Source organism: Methanospirillum lacunae (assembly GCF_003173355.1).
GTDB lineage: Archaea > Halobacteriota > Methanomicrobia > Methanomicrobiales > Methanospirillaceae > Methanospirillum > Methanospirillum lacunae.
In genome coordinates this window covers 1-20825 of record NZ_QGMY01000005.1, presented here as the reverse complement: position 1 = coordinate 20825, position 20825 = coordinate 1, and the positions used below count along the sequence as shown (strand labels likewise).

Below are 20825 nucleotides of genomic sequence, written 5' to 3'. Positions count from 1 at the left end.
TTTTACCGATTTACCATCCGGTGTAGTCATCAGGCATGATGACATTTTTGACATTTGTTACGATATCGTAGAAGTATCTGAACTCTTCACGATCCGTTGAAGTGAGTTGCAGGTTCGTAATTGAACCCGGAGTAAATGGATAACTCTGTTTCCAGGTGTCGGTTGACAACGGATTCTTAACCCGTGCCTTATACCAGTACTCAAAGCCCTGGGGTTTGATCCAGAATGTAATTGGATCACTCTGGTTGAGAGCTGTATAAGGGACCTCGACAGTGAGCATTTCGTTGCCATTAGGGTCACCAAACTCACCAAACTGTACTGATGAGATCGGGTTAGTCGGACTGTTAAGGTCAACACCTTCAGTAGTTGCCATAACCCGGTCACCTACCCTGAGCGGGTAGCCGTTAAATTCAGCTTTCCCATAGAACTTCTGCGGAGACCAGGCCTCCGGAGTCGGAGTAGGAGTGACAGTCGGTTTTACTGTGGGAACTGCTCCCACCCATAAATGCAGGTTCTCATTATCTGTTGACGCCCCGTAGGTGACATCTCTGGTGAAGTTTGAACCATCACGGATTAATGCAGGTGCAGGAACCTGCCAGTTCGGTGTTGTTACCCAGAATGTAATGTTGGAACCTTCAGGAACACACCTGCCCTGAAGAGCAAGTTTATCAGACCATGAACTGTTTCCACCACCAAAGTATGATGGAGAGGTCATGGTGATCGGGTTCTGCGACCCACTCACATCGTATCCCTCTATCCGTGCTTCAATGACAGTGTCCACCACTCCATTCGGATCACAGTTTTCACAAGAACTATTATCCTCAAGATATTCACTGCCTGTTGCAATATGAAGATCTCCGGAGAAGGTCATTGGAATTGAAGGAACACCGGGACAACTGCTTGTCGGAATTGGCGTTACCGGGATCGTCGGAATTACATCAGGCTGGCGCCCTGTTGCTACCAGTTCAAGACTCTTCTCTTTCCCTGGTTCATATGGAATCGTCCAGAGAAGTGTTCCATTCTCTGATTTCACATATGCCCGTAACTGACTGTAACTCTCGTCTGCAACGTAGAATTCTAATTCAGTACCTGCAGGAATTCCCTGAATCTGCATCTTAGGCGAGAATGTCCCGGTCTTTCCAAAGACACCCTTTGCTGTCTTGATCGGATTGTACGGACCACTGATGTTATAACTGGTTGCCCGGGCTTCCACGGTACCACCAACTGAAATCGGCTGACCGTAGAGTTCAACAGTACCATAGAAGGTTTCAGGAACCTGAGGAACAGGTACTACAGTCAACGTGGGAACCGGGGTTGGTTCCACCATTGCCTTTACGTACTCTTTGAGTACTTTGGTGGAGATTGCACCTTCCTGGTTGGTGACTGTTAAGGTAACAGTATAGTTACCCGGATTGTCAAAGACATGAACGGGATTTGCTACCAGATCTGACTTCCCATCCCCGAAATCCCATGACCAGAGAGTGGGTGAACCTTGTGATTTATCAGTAAACCTCACATTGAGTGGCGCAACACCATTTATTGGTTCAGCTGAGAAGTCAGCTTCGAGTCCACCAGGAACTAAAACTGTAATGAATGCATCTTTCTGCTTGGTACTTTCAGCACCATGCCCATCCTTCACCATGAGCGAGACAGTATACGTTCCCGGCAGATCATACTGATGAACAGGATCCTTCTGCGTATCTGTCTGTCCGTCCCCGAAGTCCCATTTCCATGAACCAGGCATACCACTTGATGTGTCTCTGAAATGAACCATGAGTGGAGACTTACCGGTTGTCGGATCAGCGGTAAAATCTGCTACTAATTTGCCCGGTTTGACAACAGTGATAAATCCTGATTTTGTCTCGGTATCAGTTCCACCACTCTGTGAAGATACAGTAAGGGTGACAGTGTACGTTCCCTCCTTATCGTAAGTGTGAACGGGATCAGCAATCATATCACTTTGTCCATCTCCAAAGTCCCATGACCACATCGTCGGTTGACCAGATGAACGGTCTTTGAAGTGAACTGTGAGTGGAGCTGATCCAGACTGAATGTCAGAACCGAAATCTGCTGATATTTCAACAGGAGTTACTAGCTGCCTTTCCGGTAAAGGCATTACAGGAATCGATGGATCTGGTGAGGGCGAAAGTGGAATCGGAACAGCAGTCACCTTAACTGTTGGTTCAGATGATTGCTGAACAGGTTTTGCTACGGATGTGGGAGCTGGAGATGCAGAAGGTTCAATGACCTTAGCACTTGCAGAATCTCCTCCAAGTGATAATGTTACTTCGTTGCTTGTTCCTGGAACAAATGACGCTTCAGGTGATGCTTTCTGGCCATCAATCCAGAATGATACTTTCGGAGTTCCCCCGGAAAGATCAGAATCTTCAGCAACTACTTTAAGACGCTTGTCAAAAGTGCCAGACCCTCCAAGGGTCCCATCTTTTTCAAGAACAAACTGGCCACGCTCCTGGTCTCCCAATTTTGCTACAACAATAGTTCCCACAGGGGCAGGACTACCCCCGATAGTTACCGTTCCGTAGAATTCACACGGAAGTGCCGGAGCACCGGCTAATGCAATTGTTATCAGGGAAAAAAGGAGTATTGTAGCCAGGCCTGCCCGTGAGGCTACAGATACTGCTGACATTTTTCTCACACACCGATGGCAGCAAGGGTACCGGGAGTCTCCATATAGAGCCAGTATCCCTTCGATGGATAGAGATAAGTGTTCTCACCCTGGCCACCATTGACCATGGTCTGTTCCCACTGCTGCCGCTGGTTATCAAATCCACGGGCATAGATCCATGAGCTCTTAACCGAACTGAGGGTATCTTTAGCAGTTGACGGAGTTGCGCCGGTAAATCCTATCGCTGCCCAACCGGAAGGGAGACTTCTTGTTGGCGGAGTCTGAACCACGTTGTTCTTAAATGTCAGGTTGATTGTGGTTGGTGACACTGAGTAGACCCAGTATCCATAGAGAGGCTCAATCTTGGTGCTTGTGAGAACCTGATCCCAGTACTGGCTCGATGGTTCATAACTCCAGATTGCGTGTCCGCCGGTTGGAACTCTACCGAACACATCGCTGGCATTACTTGCTGAATCTGAGAGAGTCCGGGCCACTGAAACAAAGTTCCATCCACTGTAGAGGGTGATGTTGGTTGGATCAATCGGGGCTGGTGTCAGAGTTGGTTGAACTCCGCCAGCAACCTGGATGTAATCCTTCTTGACCTCGCGATCTACCTCGTCACCAAGCGTTGCAGTAAGAGTGACAGTGTACTTGCCTCCAAACTGATACGTGTGGGCTGGATTTTGAACACCAGTTGAGGTTGAACCATCACCAAAGTCCCAGAACCAGTTGCTTGGAGAGCCGGTTGTCTTATCGGTGAACTGGACCTTCAAAGGTGCTGCCCCTGATGTGGGGGCAGCAGAGAAGTCTGCATTGATACTCGAATCCTTAACAGTGATATAATCGGTGGTCGTTACCGCATCTTTGTCACCGTTGTTGTTCATCACGGTGAGTGTGACTGAGTACTTGCCAGCCTCACTATAGGTGTGCTTCGGGTTCTGATCTGTGGAAGTGGTCTTGTCACCAAAGTCCCAGCTCCATGAGGTCAGATCGTCTCCGGTTGACTTGTCAGTGAACTGGACTTCAAGTGGTTTGTTCCCTGATGTCGGGGTTCCGATGAATGCAGCAGTCGGGACTCTGTTGTCAACGAGAGTGAAGTTGAGGTAGAGGAACTGATCATCGATCAGATTCTGTTCATCGTACTTCTTGATCTCGCTAACAGCCTGACTTCCCTGGTAGTATCCGGGACCATCGAGTGGGAAGAGTTTGCTCCACTCAACTGGATAGGAGGTAACCATCCAGATCTGGTTGGGATCAATTGGTGACCTGACATCAGTCTCTTTCAGGAGGTCAAACTTGTGGTTGTACATCGGGTGCTGGAGTATAACGGTGTACTGACCTGGTTTGAGATCACAGAACTGGACGTAGTTCAGCAGGTTGACCTTGAAGGTGTCATCATTGTAAACCGGAATCTTGGCGTTGACGTACTTGTCGTTACCAACCTTGTTTTCACCAAAGATCCACATGTTCAGTTCACTAGTAGTGTTATTGCCACTACTGGTGTGTGGGAACCCACATGCTGATCCTTCGAGCAACACCTCATCAAGTGATGTTGCTTTGCACCCGCTTGCACAGCACTCGATCGGTTTTGTAATTACCTTTGGTGTGATTGTTCCTGCAAAGCACGGTTCATCAAGCGTGATATCAGCAGTTGTCACTGCAGTGCATGCACACTCTACACAGCAGGCGTTGACCGGAAGGCTGGATGCATATATGGTGTACGTTCCCGGGTTAATCGGGACGTTAGCCGTCTTCCAGACATACTTCCAGGTTCCATCGGAATTAACCGGGACCTTAATCGCTGTAAACTGCTCCGCTTCCTGAATACAACCATAGTTGATCGAGTCAAGGAATGGCTGAACGACACTGTTGGCTGCGTCTGCCTTCTTGATGTAGAGTAGATCATTACCACACTTGTTCTGGCAGTTGGACCCGGTCATGAAGAGATAGACATAAGTCGAATCGGTGTTGGTTCCTGACAGAGTAATCGAGTCACCAAGGTAGAACGGAGCAGTACCGTTGATGCTCATAGTGATGGCACCCTTGTTGACTGTGATCAGATTGTCTCCAGTAAGAACCTTACTTGGATCAGAGTCCACATTCTGCACATGGATACGATAGGTTCGGTCTGGTGCAATATCAGCACCTGCATTGAACTGAACGGTTCTATATCCTGGTGATGGATCGTTGTCTCCGTCAGTGGTTACCTCTGCATAGTAATACACACCGTTGTAGAGTACATCCTTTGCATTTGGCTTATCATCAGTTGGCACAGTGTCCCTGATGATCTTGGCTCTGCCACAGCAGTCAGGAGCAAGTGCGGTGTTACCAATGGTGAATGCTCCGGCTTCAGGATCAAAGACAATCTTACCGTTCGCAACGCCAGACTGATTTGGCTCAATCATCGGCGGGCGCTCACAGGCTGCACCACTCATCTTCAGGTCGCCACAGTCAGTAACACTCGTGGTACTGTTCGGGCATTCCATGATCGAGATGATGTACTTCTTGCCCGGTTTTCCTCCTATTGTGACATAGAATGAGTGTCCACGGGTGATAGTGGTCGAGTTGATTGCGACCTCGATGCTCTCGTCAACAAGTGTTGCACTGATAGTGGATGAAACAGAGTGACCGATTGGCGTGCCTGAATAATTCTTCTTGATGTTGTTCAGGTTTACTTCTGCATAGAACTTGTATTCACCATTCGGATAGAGGCGAGATTCATCGGTTGCACGTGCCCCGGTGTTCCAACCAGATGTTGTCTTGTCGTTCTTTGGCCAGAACCAGGGGTTTTTATCAACTACAAGTTTCCTGAGTGAAATATCCTGACCAGATACATTTGCCAGAGTTCCCTGAAGGGTCTGGTAGGTAACCTGGGTCGTATTTGATGAACCAACAATGTTAATGATGCCCTTTTGTGAGTCTGAAAGGTTTGCACCACGTTGAGTGATGGCGGAGTACAGGTTCGAATCAATACGGAAGTTCACCATGTTGCCGGCAGTAATCTTGCTACCGTCATTGGCAATATCCTGATCCTCATTCTGATTCCAGATACGCATTCCAACAGTTGGATCCTTTACAATGAAGGCAACCTGTTTGGCTTTGGAACCACTCCAAATCCACCAGTATCCAAGTTTGCCAGTGAACTGAGATGGATCAATAAAGAAACTTTTTGCATAATCGACAGTGACTGTTGCTGAAGGTTCTGTAAGGGCTTTATCAGAGGTGGAACTGAACCAGGCAATAGTATCCCCATCATTTAAGAAGAGTGAAACATCAAGGCCTTCTTCTCCAAGGAATACATCCCCACCCTGAGGAATAACGTTTAACGCATTAAGGGCTGCATTTGGAAAATGTAAATCAAGCGGAAGAGTGATACCTGGTTCATAGGTGGTAGTCTCTTCTGCCTGAACTCCATTGAGCCAGAAGGTAACAGTTGATCCACGAAGAGACTCGTTGGCACCAGACTGGACCATCATCGGGATGGTATCATTACCATAAATTCCCTTCGACATAACTGTCGCTGTTCCAGCATCTACTCCTTTGATATCTGCAGAAACAACAAGACCTGGAGATGCTGTAGCAGTCCCGACATATACAGTTCCGGTAAGGAACTCAGGGAGTACCTGCTTTATCTCCTCTGCAGATACTGCCATTCCCCCCCCGATAACCAGGAGGAGGAGGGCACAGATCATAATTCGTCTGAGTATGGATGTCATCTTATGCCTCACCAGTAAGCACGGCATCCGAATTCATCTGGATAAGATATCCGACAGTCGGATCCATGGTCTTGTCATCATCGACACCCCTGATAATCGGGTATTCCCAACGCTGGGTTGTCGGGTTAAAGGCCAGTACCTTGTCCCACTTCTCTCCTATGCTGGAAAGTGCTACATTGGCTGGAGTTGGCTGCATTGCCATGATACCAATGCCTTCCCACCCTTCAGAAAGATTACGTGAGTAGGTCTTGTTCGCAATGTAAGCAGGCTGAATTGTCACATTCGCTGTTGAGTAGACACGATATGCAACCTGTGGAATTACTTCGTAATCACCACTCACATTGGTCCAGTTGGTCATGCCGTTGTCTGCACCATAGATTGCATATGGCACACTTGCATTGTCAACACCTGCAAAGAGCTTACTTAAGGTGTTGTAACTGCTGGTAACCTCACGTGGAACTGACACGTGGTTGTAACCTGGCTTGAGATAGATGTAACTGCCTGTTCCGATGGTAATGTAATCCTTCTTTGTAACAGTGCTGGTTCCACCATTATTCGTGATGGTAAGTGTTACTGTGTATACACCAGGATTGTTGAAGGTAATCTTCGGATTCTTTTCAGTAGATGTTGCAACTACTTTTCCTTCTGTGATAAACTGCCAGTTCCAGGCAGTTACAACACCGGTGGAAAGATCTGTGAAGGTCACACTTGCGGGATAGTACGAAGATTCCGTCGGAGTCCCGACAAAGTCGGCAGCAGGCTTGTCATGAACTACTGTTATCTGCTTTGTGACAGGTGTTCCAATTCCGAATGGGGTACTGATCTCAAGCGATACATTGTACACTCCAGCTGAAGCATATGCATGACCAGGAGACTGGAGTGAAGATGTGCTTCCATCACCAAAATTCCACATCCAGGATGTTGGGCTGCCAGTTGACTGATCTGTGAAGTTTACTACCTGGTTAATTGCAGGAGACTGTGGGTAGTATACGAAATCAGCACTTGGAGATGAGAGAACATTTATGTAACTCTCTTTCACTACTGATTTGACAGCCCCTGTATCATCAGTAACATCAAACTTAATGGTGTATTTTCCAGGAGTGGTAAAGACATACTTCGGTTTCTGCTCGTTAGAGAAGAGAACACCGTTGCTTGACCATGCCCAGGCAACTCCTGGCTTGTAGGATGTATCATTGAACTGAACGGTAAGTGGGGAGTTCCCTTCGGTCCGATCAGCAGAGAAATCATAATTCCCTTCACACTTCTTTTCTGACAGATTGAACTGGGTGTGGACGTAGATATCGTCAACACCAGGCTGATTCAGGGTGTCAAGGAGTGACTTAAGGGCAACACGTCCATAGAGAGCATTCTTTCCTTCAATCTGGAAGGCTCTGCTGTCTGGTGTAGGCATAGTTGTAAGCACATACCGATCACCGTTTGTTTCGGTATTGCCGAGTCTGATATTGAACATGCCATTGTTTCCAGGAGCCTGAACTACCAGATCGTAGGTTCCAGGTGTCAGTTGACAGAGATCAATACCATTCGCCTGTAACAGTCCCTTATTCAGTTCAAAGGAATATGTTGAATCACAGTAGAGTGGAGTGGTGGCAAGCAGGTAATTCTTGGTGCCAAACTGGCTCTGCCCAAAGAGCCATACCTGAAGTTGCTTGCAGCTGTTTCCACCAGACTGCCCTTTCAGTAAGATCTCTTCAGTGCCACCAAGGGTTCCACATGGATAACCCGGGCAGCAGCAGCGGGTTACATCGTTCACTTCTGCGGTCAGATCTGGTTTGACCAGGGTGATTGGGATGGATGTGATGACACCACATTCCGGACATTTCTGCAGTTCACAGACTCCACGCTCACAGGCCACTCCAAGGCATCCACCAATAGAGCAGGAGCCTGAAGAGTTACCATTACAGGTGCAGAACCGTCCATCTGCATTTACACTTGCGACCCAGATTGTATATTCTCCCGGTCCGAGTGGTGTATTGTTGGTAACCCAGTTAGGATCGATACGCCAATAATTTGTCTGTCCATTCTTGGAGTCAAACACCACAGCGCTTACTGGATTGAAGGATGTCGGATCATAGAGGTTAACTCCACAGGGATCCAGACCAGGACCAGTAAGCCAGATATACGTCATGTTACTGTCTGTGTTGGTTCCTTCTATCCGGATCTCATCTCCTACAAAGAAGGAACTTGAGACAGATCCATTGACAGTCATTGCTGATGCACTGATTGCTCCTTTGGAGACAGTCACAGTGGTATCAGCCTTCTGCTGATAGTTGATATCCTGAACCTGAATGGTATAGGTGCTAGCGTTTACTGTTGTGTCTACCCAGAATGGAACAGTTGCAGTTCCCTGTGGGCCAGTCGTAACATTTGCATAATACCGGGTCCCTGATTCAAGAACTGCATTACCCTTTGATGGGAAGGCATCTCCAGAGGGGACTAATTGTCTGATTGTGGTATTTTGAGTGCAACAGTCAACCACGTACTTAAGGCCGGTTGTATATGCTCCACCATCAGGATCTAGAACAATACCGCTTGTAGCAAGCTGTGTCCGATCTCCGGAAATAAATGGGGGCCGATCACAGATCTTGCCGGTCAGTTTGGTTGGGCACTGGTCATAGATGAAGATCTGATACGCAGTGTTGGGGAGGCCGGTTATTGTTGCGGTGAAAGATTTATCGCGACCAGACGGGCTGGTGCTGGTTATACTCAGTGGCCGGGCCTGAAGTGTAAGAGTGTTCTCCTGCCAGGTAAACGTCGATACCTGGTGATTCTTGAACATGTTATTTACGTTACAGAGGGCTACGACCGAGTAAGTGCCAAGTCCATACCTGTAATCAGACTCTTGTCCCGTGTCAGCAATACGCCATCCAGTCCACCAGCCAATTGATCCACCCGGCTGAGTGTTATCAGGCCAAATCCATCCTGCTGATGGGTTTACATTCAGACCAGTCAACGGGAGGTACTTGGAAATTCCACTACGGGTATCAAGGGTCATCAGTTGAAGAAGCTGTTCACCATCAGGAGCAATCACGGACATGTTGATATAATACCCGACGTTCGGGTAATCCAGACGGGTTGTTATGTCATCAAGGTTTGTCTCGACATCATACTTGAATCTGGCAACATTTCCACGATAGGTAACATTCTCAACTTTCATGTCCGTATCTGCATTCCAGATATGGAACTTGAGAGATGGCTCCTGTGAGGTAAATGCCTTGACTGCAGACCCATCAGCTGCATAGAATGGTACTACTCCATCAGGAGAGAGATACCAGTCGTTCTCCGGCTTGTCAGTCGGCAGCGTAAAGTCTTTCGGATTTTCAATCTTTATGGCATCAGTAACGTTTCGTACCACATTGAGTGCAACAGCATACGGGAAGACTGTCCCGTTATAGTTCATGCAGTCACTCACATCCACATGTTCTTCACCGAAGAATATCGTGTGTCCCTGAAGGACCTCTTTAATGACGACATTCTGGTCGATGTTATTGAACGTCTGAGCCGAGACTCCGGGCACAAGGGCCATCAGGAGGCATCCTGCCAGGAGCATGGCAATCAATAATTTTTCTCTCATCGCATACACCCCAAATCACATCGAGTCATGATCACATCCATGAACGGGTGAACCCTAGTTCACAGCTAACCCCCATTCACTCAGCCCGAATGCCGACCAAAGGCAAGATACAGCACCGGGTTTCATTATCTGCCGTCGCCCTGAAACACAGAGGAATCAGGTTTTGCTGATAATACCTATCATGGAAAGTTCAGTGACGTATTCGACCCCCATTCGTAGATAATAAAAATCCTATATATTATTTCTAATATAAATATTTCCATAAGTATCCAGGATAACCTGTTTTTTTCCTATACGAGTCAGGTCTCCGATTAATATTCCATCAAGCGGAGATAGAAAGGGATCGGTTTAACCTGATAGAAAAATATTTCAAAATTTAGATAAATTAATTTTTCAGAAGTGTTATGACGGTTTTATTTTACCAGAATATCCAAAGTTCCAGCGCATGTATTCATTCTCTATCAAGAGAGGATCAGAATCAGGCAGCCACCTAAATAAGATCGCGGATTTTTCTACCTAAAAAAAACGCCTTGCTGCGGGCTGAAAAATGCTGGTGCGCAGTCAGGATTACAATATTAAAAAAGAATATGAGAATTCAGAATTATCTGACACCAATGGTCTTGGATTCAGAATCACTGAATTGGCCGTTTGAAACTGTCAGAACAACTGTGTACTGACCATCAGTCGGATAGAGATGAATCGGATTCTGAATAGAAGCGATGGTTCCATCTCCGAAGCTCCAGCTCCAGGTTGTTGAACCATTGATTTCTCCGGTTGAAACATCAGTAAATGCTATTGTTCGTGTTGCTGTGGCCTTCGAGGTAAAGTCTGCAATCACCTGTCCCGGCACCGGTGTTGGAGTCGGGGTTGGGGTAGGAGTAGTATACCCGGAAGTGATCTGAACAGTCTTAGTCATAATGCTGGTTGCACTACTGCTATCCTTGATGGTCAGAGTGACATTATATGAACCAACTTCCTTGAACCGGTGGGTTGGATTCTGCTCGATGGAAGTCAGACCATCGCCAAAGTCCCAGTTCCAAGAGGCTGCCCCAACTGATGTGTCGGTGAACTTTACCAGGTAACAGCAGGTCTCATCCTTATCCAGATAATCCCAATAGAAGTTTGCATAAGGTTGAGGCCCTACTTTGATTGTTCCTACATCAATCTGCGAACTTACTCCATCAACAAGCTGGCAGAGGACAGTTACATTGTAGTTACCCGGAGTCTCATAGACATGGGTCGGGTTCTGCTCTGAAGTCGTGCTAGAGTCTCCAAACTCCCAGATCCAAGTCTTGATCAAAGGAGCGGATTGCTCAACAGTCTTGTTATTAACGGTTGCATTTGCAGTGAATTCTACCTTAAGCGGGAAGTTACCACTCATCGGGTCTGCTGTTGCAGCGATAACCGGTGGATGATTCTGAACTATTATATAGTTCTCCTTAGTCATCTCATTCCCTTCACCATTGACATTCGCCGCCCTGAGGGTAACGGTGTATTGACCTGGAGTGGTGTAGGTGTGAGAAGGACTACGGAGTGAGGACACTGCACCATCGCCAAAGTTCCATTGCCAGGAGTCGGCCCATGTAGTCGTGGTGTTATCAAGGAACTGCACGGTTAACGGGTACTGTCCACTTGTGATATCGGCTGTAAAGTCGATGTTTGGCAGGCCACCTGGTGTCACCGGAACCTGAATCGACTGTGAAGCAGTCGAGGCATTGTCATACTGATCAGTTACCGTCAGAGAGACATTGTACGTCGCTGCTGTAGTGTAGGTGTGTGCCGGAACCTTATCAGTACTGTTTGTCCCGTCACCAAAGTTCCAGAGATACCAGAGATCAGTGGAGCTGAACGACTGATCAATGAACTGGATGGTCATCGGATCTACATTCTTTGGAACATAGGTAAAGTTCGCAACCGGTGAACTATAGATCGGAACTGCATTGACGTTGATCTGCTGTGTGATGTTGCTTACCTTTCCATGGGTATCAGTCACAGTAAGTGTGACGGAATAGATACCCAGGGCAAAGAACTGGTGGAAAGGACTAACGTTGGTACTGGTTGAGTTATCTCCAAAGTTCCAAGAGTAGGTCAGTGGCGTTGAGCCAAATGACTGATCGATAAACTGAACTTCTCCAGTTGTATCATGGGTGATTGAATAGGTGAAGTTTGCTACAGGCTCGAAGTACTTTGAAGGGACTTCACTGACTTTGATATAGTCAAACTTCTTTTGCTCCTTGGTGATTGTCCCGTTGGAAACCTTCAGAGTTACCGTGTAATTGCCCGGTGTTGTATAAACATGGAGAGGATTAGTTTCATTTGAGGTTGCATTATCACCAAAGTCCCATGACCAGGATGTACCCATAAAAGTGGATAAATCAGTGAACTGAACCGGGAGTTTTACAAGACCTGAAGTTGGAGTTCCATTAAAATCAGCGGAACCACCATTACAGATGTCTCTGATGGTAAACTTTAGTGTGACATATTTGTCAGTAACCTTCGGACATACCGGGCAGAGAGCCTGACCCCTGTCATTTAGTTTAGTAATTAACGCCTGATACGCTTTGTATCCAACTAAATCCTTAGAGATATATGAAGGACCTACATCAATTGCTGACGAGTTACATCCAGGTATCTGAATAACAAGGTTGTATTCACCTGCATCTAACTCACAGAAGGGTATGTGATTCCCATTTGTAGAGAATAATGTCCTGACATCCAGATCAAATGTTCCTTGTGAATCAACTCCTGAAGTGAAATTACTCACCAGGTACGGGGCTGACCCCATCCAACTGTTACCAAATAACCAGACTCTAACTGGCTGTTGTGGTGTTCCGGTATAACCGGTCAGGTTTATTGAGGTCATAGGATCGGTTGCACCACAAGGGAAAGCTGCACAACAACATCGATCCACGATCTCTGGAACTGTAAAGTTAAATTCAGGTTCGGTTACTTTTATTGAAATTGTTGCAGGTGTAGGTCCACAGGTAGGACAGTTATATAATCCACAGATACCTCCTTCGCTGCAACTTGCACTGCAACTTTCAAGTGCATACTTATTTTTGAGACGCGGAACAACATCAGATGAATTTACGCTAGAAGCATAAACGGTGTAATTTCCACCGGTACAGGGGGCTTCCCACTGATAATACCAGGTTCCATTCATGAATGCACCTTTATTGTCTGTGGGCTGGGGCTCTACAGTTAACGCACCTAAGAACTGACCACACTTCGGAAGACCTTCGCCCCCTACCCATAGGTATGTGGTTTTAGTATCAGTGTTAGTTCCCTGAAGCATAACCGTGTGACCTGACTGAATAGTAGAAATCGGAACTAATGAGCCCTGACTCCAGGATGTAAAGTTGTATGCTCCAGCAGTAACAGCACCATAGGTTACCGTCACATTGAAGTCCTGTGAATCGCTTCCAGGGACACTCTGTTTGAAATCAGATTGTAAATGGTAGGTATAACTTCCAGGCTTCAAGCTGGATGATACAAATTCATTAGTACCATCATCAGGATAGAGAGTCCCAACCATGACGGTGGTGTTGTTCGTATTTATCGCACCATAGTAATGAGTTCCATTCCAAGGCACTGTCCAAGGTCCTACAGATGGACTATCGACTCCATTTGGTGATACCTTGCTAAAATAATATGGATTACTATAGTCTTCAGGCCATATTTTCGCATCATCACCAAGAACAAGAGTATCTCCAACAATAGAATTATTAATCAGATATGGTGGACGATCACAGATATCTCCTGTCATCGTCTGCGGAATGACAACCAACCCGAGATGCATTGGAACACTAGCAGAATCATTCCCACTTATTGAGAGATTGAAAAAGCCATCCACATTTGGTTGCCCATCACTCACACCACCGCGGGTGACCGTAGTAGGCCCGGCAATTGCTACTGATGCTGATGCCAGACCAGCCAGCATGCATAATAGTATGATTGAGATAACTCCCAATCTCATGTATTTCCCCATATTAAACCATCCTGACAACATTTCATAACACCATCCGAACGGGAAAACTTTGATCACCCTGCTCCCCGCCTCTCTTCATTAAAACCCGGATATTACTCCAAATTTTAATTTTAAAGCGATGCAGAACCTGAAGTCAGTTTAACCCCACAATTCCGAATAATAGACATTGTATTTATAATAATTCAAATATAAATTTTTCCATTGGAATCCGGAAAAATTTGTTCTGAGTAAAAAAAGAGAAAATTACGTTATTTGATTTTTACATAAAATGTATTGCTATCAGAAGCATAGCCGTTGGAAATTGTCAACTTGATCGGGAAGGTTCCACTAGTAGCGAATTCATGGAACGGATTTTGAATTTCTGATTCATCAGATCCATCACCAAAGTCCCATATCCAACTGTTTATACCAACGCCTTCGGAATTATCAAAAAACTGAATCTTTTTCTTGTTTGAAAGATCAGCGTACACCAGAGTAATTTTTGTTGTTACAGCAGGACTCAATGCAGTAATAAATTTCGAACTTGTTATGGTATTGGATACTCCGGACTTGTTAAAGACATCTAGGCTGACATCATAAACACCAGGTTTTACATACGTGTGATTGGGTCCCTGTTCTGTAACAGAACTCCCATCACCAAATGTCCATTTCCATGCTGCAACTGGTCCGGAGGACAGATCCATAAACTGCACATTAAACGGAGCCACTCCCCTGGTTGAAATTGCGCTAAAATTGGCATAGACTGGCCGTGATTCAATAGCTGTTGTTGCATTCACTAACCTCTCCTTTGAGACAAGTATTGAACCAGCCGAACTGTTTACGGTTTCATTAACTGTATACAAACCAGGAATTTCATAGGTATGGCTAGGATTCTTATCAGTTACTTGTCCTGATCCATCACCAAAGTCCCACAAATACGTAAACGGCCCTGTTCCTGTTGATTGATCAACAAATGAAACGATGAGGGGTACAGGCCCTTCAACCGGAACCGCAGTAAAATCGGCCTTATGCAGAGCTGGTTTCTCCACAGTAATGAAATTACTCTGGTTTATCACGTTCGAGGTGTTCCCTCCTTTAACCTGAAGCGAGACGCCATACACCCCTTCCTGGGTATAAATATGGACCGGGTTTTTATCATGGTTAATTAGTGAACCATCACCGAAAGACCAATTGTAAGTTAATGGTGTTTCACTATAGGATTGATCAATAAAGGAGACCTGCAGGGGAGCTGTACCATTCCTGGGAGTTGCCGTGAACATCGCAGAGAGAGGAGCAGGTTCACGGGCGATGACACTGTTATTTCTAATTACTGAACCTGTTTTTGAACCATCACTCACCTCTAGTGAGACATTATATGAACCTGGATTTGAGTAGACATGAACTGGATTACGTCCGGAAACGATGGTAGAGTTGTCTCCGAAATTCCACAGATATGTGAGATGACCGGTTCCTTCAGCTAGACCAATGAAGTTAACAGTTAGGGGAACAGTACCATTAGAAGGTGAAACGGTAAAATCAGCAAGAGGTGCAGGGGGAGTATCAACTGCAATATATCCATTTTTACTTATCAGAGTCATTCCACCAGGACCTGTCACACCAACAGAAACATTAAAAAGTCCTTTTTTAGTGTACGTGTGAACTGGATTTTTTTCGCTTGAGTTAAGAGAATCATCACCAAAATCCCAATCATATGAATATTGCCACAAATCAGGAGAAAGGTTTCCAAAGAATTCACTGGTTATTGGGGTCAGATCTGTAAAGGTTACTGTCAAATTACTTGTCCCTGATTGAGGTGATGCTACAAAATCAGGTTGCGGCTTTGGAATGGGAAGAACATGAATAAAATTCTCCTGAGACAATGATGAAAGTCTTCCCTTATCAGCAGAATAGTTATCACTAACATTCAACATCACCGTATACCACCCCGGATTTGTATAGGTGTGTACAGGATTCTGCAAATGCATTTCAGAATCTAAAGTAGAAGAACTGTTAATATCAAATATCCAGGTCCAATTCAAAGCACTTGAAGACTGATCAATAAAGGATACATTTAATGGTGGATAACCAGACCTTGGTGAAGCTGCAAAGTTAGCACTTAAATTTCCTTTCACCGACTCATAAACTCGTATCGTTCCAGTACTATTACTAGTCACTAATGTTCCATTCCAGACCGTCATGCAGACATCGTACATACCGGGCGTAGTATAGGTATGCGAGGGATTCCGGTTGTCTGAAGCATCTGGATCCCATGTTCCATTCCCATCCAAATCCCAGCGATAGTATGTTGGATTCCCTTCAGACTGATCAACAAAGGTAACATTAAGAGGAGCTGGACCAGAGTCAGGAACGGCTGCAAAACGGGCATAGATATCCTCACCAAATACCACACCTGAAAAGCAGATTATACACACAATACAGCTAAAGACCTTTGCAAGAAAAAGACCTCCACTTCTCTTCCCACCAGAATTTTTCATTATTTCACCGAATAAAACAAATCGAAATAGTAGTCATATAGCAACCCCACATCAAAACTAATGCATCCCATCAGATAAGCCCCTGAAATGTGAGTCCTATCTGGGATATATGTATGGTGGGGTTTTATCATTCATTTAATATTAATGTTCGTATTTAATTACCCAACACAAAAATTAAAAGATATATTCCTAATTATCATAGATTTTAAAATAACCTAATGAATAATCAAAGGATATATGTTTAGTCAAAAACATGACAGAATATAACCTTAACATTCATGAATTCAGGCAATTTCTAACAGTTAAATAAAAGGACTACGTATGCCTGCATAACAACTTAAATAATTATAAATTGCCTCAAACATTAACCCCCGTAAATATTTGATAACTTAAAAATAAGTAGATTGATATTATTATGGTTTATCACCAAAAATGGAAAATCAAAAGAAAATAAACACTTAAATATCAGATCTACATATGAAAATAAATTTCTTATGATTAATTAAGTCACAGAAATATACTGGTTTCTTACCGCACTGTTACGTGCATTACCTATCATCGCCTCTGCCCGAACTGTGTACACTCCAGCTGTATTGTATCTATGGGTCATATTCTGCTCATAACCTACTCCACCATCCCCAAAGTAATAGACCCAGGATTGCATCGGACTGATAGAACTACCATTAAAACTTACAGAAAGTGATGCTTTACCCGAAGTAACATTACCCATAAACCACACTGGGACCTGCCTGGCCTTAATGTAATCATGTTTTACATTGGTATTATTATCAGTGGCACCCAGAACAGTCAATGTAACATCGTGAGAACCTGATACCCAGTATGTGTGAGTTGGATCTGTTTGGGTATTATTCATAGTGCCATCATCGAAACTCCAGTTAAACCCAATTGGACTGTCCGGCGAGGTATACAGGAATGAAACATTAAAAGGTATGATTCCTGTTGTCGGGGTTCCGGTAAACTCAGCCCCGGGCAAAGGGGGAGAAGTAACAGTAAATGTTCCATTTGTTACCTGAACCGCATTAATATCAGTCCCATTTACATCTTTCATACTATTGATGGTTACATTGATTGGAGATGAACCGGCAACAAGTCCCTTATATGTCAAATTTAATGCCTTTGCGATAGTTACATCCCCAGTCATAGAAGTAGTAGCGTTTACTGTAACGACAGATGCTGGCAATGTGGAGTTTGATACTAGTGTAACTCCATTTGGAGTTGTAACATTTGTAAAATTGCCAACGATACTGGTACCCAGTTTGAGTGTAATATTGTACAGAGATAGACCAGTTGTAAGGCCCGTTATTGTAACATTGCCATATCCACTCTGTCCTGTAATTAGAGATATATTATTTGATGAGATAGCAGGTGCAGCAACACTCAGATTATAAGGAATTAATTTACTTTTCGTAACACTTCCAAACTTAGTTGTAATATTAAGTAATCCTGCTTTGGGAGAAAAAGAAGGAACAAAGATAATCTGACCTGCAGATACACTTCCAGATGAGTAACCTCCAAGCATCCATGAAAGGTTAAGTGACGTTCCAGTGGTACTGACTGCTTTCAACACCCTTACACCATACGTTCCAGCATTAACCGTCTCATTCGTGTCAGATATAAATGACTGCGTGGAATTATTAAAGAGAATACCTTCAACAGAAGCGATTGTGCCGGGACTTAGTGAGAAGGGTACTTCAATACTACTTGCAGTCAGTCCCTGCATCCCAGTTGTCTCTGGGGTAAATCCAGCATCAAATCCAACCAGAATTTGATCTCCGCTAGAAAACGCAGGATAACTGATTGTTACCGGCATATCTTTAAACAGATAATCAGGAGAAATTTCAACAGAACCTGCTAATACAAGAGCCGGCAAAAGCAGAATTCCAAGAATTATAATACCCATCCCTAATGAACGCATAACATCCCTCAATAACTATAGGGGTATTTTTATTATAACATTAAAAATATAACGGCTGATATAGAAAACAAATCAGACATATATATTAAGTCTAGAATAATTTTATAGATCTGATATCCTTCACTATAAATCCAAAATCTCACCTACCATCATAAATAAATGCAAAAAATCCTGGATCGAACAGGTTAAGATGTGAGATATTCAAGATAATTAAACTAATATTCCTCTGCGTTTCAGATATTGATAAGCTGTAAAAATAGAAAGGAAACCTCACTATAAATTAAAACAAAAGATGTATGAAATAAAATACAAATTACTTACCTGACGGTTATTGCACCAGAGATCGTAACAGTTCCACTATAATCACTATTTTGTGCCTGTAACATAACTGAATAAGATCCTGTGGTCGTATACTTGTGAACAGGATTTTGATCCTCTGATGTGGAACCATCACCAAAATCCCATAACCAGGAAGTAGGGTATCCTGAACTCATATCAGTAAAACTGACAGAAAGAGGTGTTGTCCCATTTGTGGGTGAAAACTGAAACATTGGAGTTATTCTTTCAGGTACCGGGGTCGCTGTAGGTTCCGGAATTATACTATCAGTAACAGTAACGTACTTATTCCATACCCCCACCCCCCCACTCTTTGGATTAGAAGCATGAAGATTGACCGAATAAACGCCTGACAGATTATATCTGTGAGTTGGATTTGGTTCTGTACTAGTTCCCCCATCACCAAATTGCCAGAAAAATGATGTGGGATCACCAAGACACCGACTATTAAACTGTACATCTAGAGGAACAGGTCCCCACCGGGGTGTTGCGATAAAGGACACTAATATTTGTCCTGGGATAGGAGTTCCTTCAGAAAAAATTGAATGTTCTTCAGTTAGATTTGTAAAAGTCCAATTTCGGATGGGACCTATTCCTATTGAATCCACAGTCACATTTGTCAATGTGGTACCGGGTTTTGCCAACATAATAAAGGATTGATTTGAATTTTCAGGATAGGCATTGTTCCCACTTGGAATAATCTTTCCCCATTGATTTGAAGATGAATTGATTCCATATTTTCCTGGAATCTGATTGAATTTTGAGGATATCAAATGGTTTGAAGTTACATTGGTAAAGGTATAGGATGTTACTGCACCCACACTAATATTATCAACCAAAATATCAGATATTAACTTTCCAGCATCAGGACTGAATGTAAATTTTTGATCTGATCCAAAAGAAACAACAATAACCCCTGATGGATTAATTAGACCACCACTTCCGGCACTTGCAATAATTGAATAATTCCCGGAATGTATGTCAAATTTTGCATGAATACTATGATTTGTAGTAATATTTGTAAACAAATAACTGGAAACGGCTCCCACACTCACTCCATCTACAAGAACATCCGAGATATAATACCCTGAATGAGAACTAATGTTAAACACCTGATTCTCTCCCGATATAACTTTCACATCCCCGGAAGGAGTGATCTCCCCCCCTGTATCAGCCAATACAGAAATTGAATAGTTTACAGGAACAGATGTTGGGGAAACCTGTATTTTATGACTTAATTGTCCACTGTTTCCACAGGAATTCTTTGCTTGAAGAGAAACTGAATAGGTTCCATTTTTCGTAAATGTATGAATAACTGTATGATTGGTTTCATTTTCAGTTCCATCACCAAAATTCCAGGTTCGTGAATTAATCACTCCACCATTTGAAGAATCAATAAAGAGAACTGACAAAGGAGCAGCCCCTTCACTGATATTTGAAGTATACGATGCAATCAGATCAGGACAAGAATCATGAGTAACGGTAAACCCTTGAAGCAACAGACCCCTTTGCCCATCCGGATTCTGTACTTCAACGGTCCAATTACCTGGCACCACGCCTTCAATAGGAAGAGAACAAGTAATTAATTTTGAATTTATGACGGAAACATTGGTACCAGATATATTTGAAAAACCATTTCGGGTAAGGTTCACTGAGGCACCAGATTCAAAATTAGATCCGATAAGGGCTGTAATATTCACTGAACTCGTATTCACACCTGTTGATGGAGTAATATTTGTAATTGTGGGAGCATTTGCAGGGGTGGATATTACTATAACAGGATGACTTATACTTGCACTAGATCCACAACGGTTCCACACGGTCAGATTTGCCAGATACGTCCCATTTGTTGTATACATGTGAACGGCATTAGCAGTGTTTATGTAACTACTACCATCTCCAAAGTCCCATTGCCAACTGGTTATGTTCCCACCGGTTGAACGATTCGTAAACGACACCGTCAACGGAGCATAACCACTACTTACATCTGAACTGAAATTTGCTACAACCGTTGGACAAGGTTCATTTTCAACAGAAATTGTGTGAAATACACTAGAATAATTATCACAACTATTACCGGCAGTCAGATTGACTGAATAAAGACCGCTTCGATTGAACGTATGAACTGGATCAGCAACATTTGAGCCAGTACTATTA

7 protein-coding genes are annotated in these 20825 nt (G+C 44.0%); all 7 read right to left on the bottom strand.

Features of this window, described 5'->3' with window-relative positions; genetic code table 11:
• Window positions 1–10 precede the first annotated feature (10 nt).
• A complete protein-coding gene (locus DK846_RS05730; protein WP_109967983.1) occupies window positions 11–2647 on the bottom strand; it encodes a PKD domain-containing protein in 2637 nt (878 codons plus the stop codon).
• Window positions 2648–2652: 5 nt separating this feature from the next.
• Window positions 2653–6342, bottom strand: a complete 3690-nt coding sequence (locus DK846_RS05725) for a DUF3821 domain-containing protein (protein ID WP_181391645.1) — start codon at window positions 6340–6342, stop codon at window positions 2653–2655.
• A gap of 1 nt (window position 6343) precedes the next feature.
• Window positions 6344–9934: a PKD domain-containing protein gene (locus DK846_RS05720; RefSeq protein WP_109967981.1), complete on the bottom strand. Its 3591-nt coding sequence runs from the start codon at window positions 9932–9934 to the stop codon at window positions 6344–6346.
• A gap of 601 nt (window positions 9935–10535) precedes the next feature.
• Window positions 10536–13910, bottom strand: coding sequence for a PKD domain-containing protein (locus DK846_RS05715; RefSeq protein WP_181391644.1), 3375 nt, complete (start codon window positions 13908–13910; stop codon window positions 10536–10538).
• 260 nt (window positions 13911–14170) lie between these two features.
• The gene (locus DK846_RS05710) at window positions 14171–16396 is read right to left on the bottom strand and encodes a PKD domain-containing protein (RefSeq protein WP_109967979.1); all 2226 of its coding nucleotides are present in this window, start codon (window positions 16394–16396) and stop codon (window positions 14171–14173) included.
• A 502-nt stretch (window positions 16397–16898) separates the two neighbouring features.
• Window positions 16899–18332, bottom strand: coding sequence for a PKD domain-containing protein (locus tag DK846_RS05705; protein WP_109967978.1), 1434 nt, complete (start codon window positions 18330–18332; stop codon window positions 16899–16901).
• 317 nt (window positions 18333–18649) lie between these two features.
• Window positions 18650–20825, bottom strand: a 2176-nt coding sequence (locus tag DK846_RS18125; protein ID WP_146201146.1) for a PKD domain-containing protein, incomplete at its 5' end; no start/stop codon positions are given.

What these genes read in the sequence shown, in the direction of transcription:
- DK846_RS05730 (WP_109967983.1), bottom strand. Translation starts at nt 2,647, where the DNA reads ATGTCAGCAGTATCTGTAGCCTCACGGGCAGGCCTGGCTACAATACTC.
- DK846_RS05715 (WP_181391644.1), bottom strand. Translation starts at nt 13,910, where the DNA reads ATGAGATTGGGAGTTATCTCAATCATACTATTATGCATGCTGGCTGGT.
- DK846_RS05705 (WP_109967978.1), bottom strand. Translation starts at nt 18,332, where the DNA reads ATGCGTTCATTAGGGATGGGTATTATAATTCTTGGAATTCTGCTTTTG.
- DK846_RS05710 (WP_109967979.1), bottom strand. Translation starts at nt 16,396, where the DNA reads ATGAAAAATTCTGGTGGGAAGAGAAGTGGAGGTCTTTTTCTTGCAAAG.
- DK846_RS05720 (WP_109967981.1), bottom strand. Translation starts at nt 9,934, where the DNA reads ATGAGAGAAAAATTATTGATTGCCATGCTCCTGGCAGGATGCCTCCTG.
- DK846_RS05725 (WP_181391645.1), bottom strand. Translation starts at nt 6,342, where the DNA reads ATGACATCCATACTCAGACGAATTATGATCTGTGCCCTCCTCCTCCTG.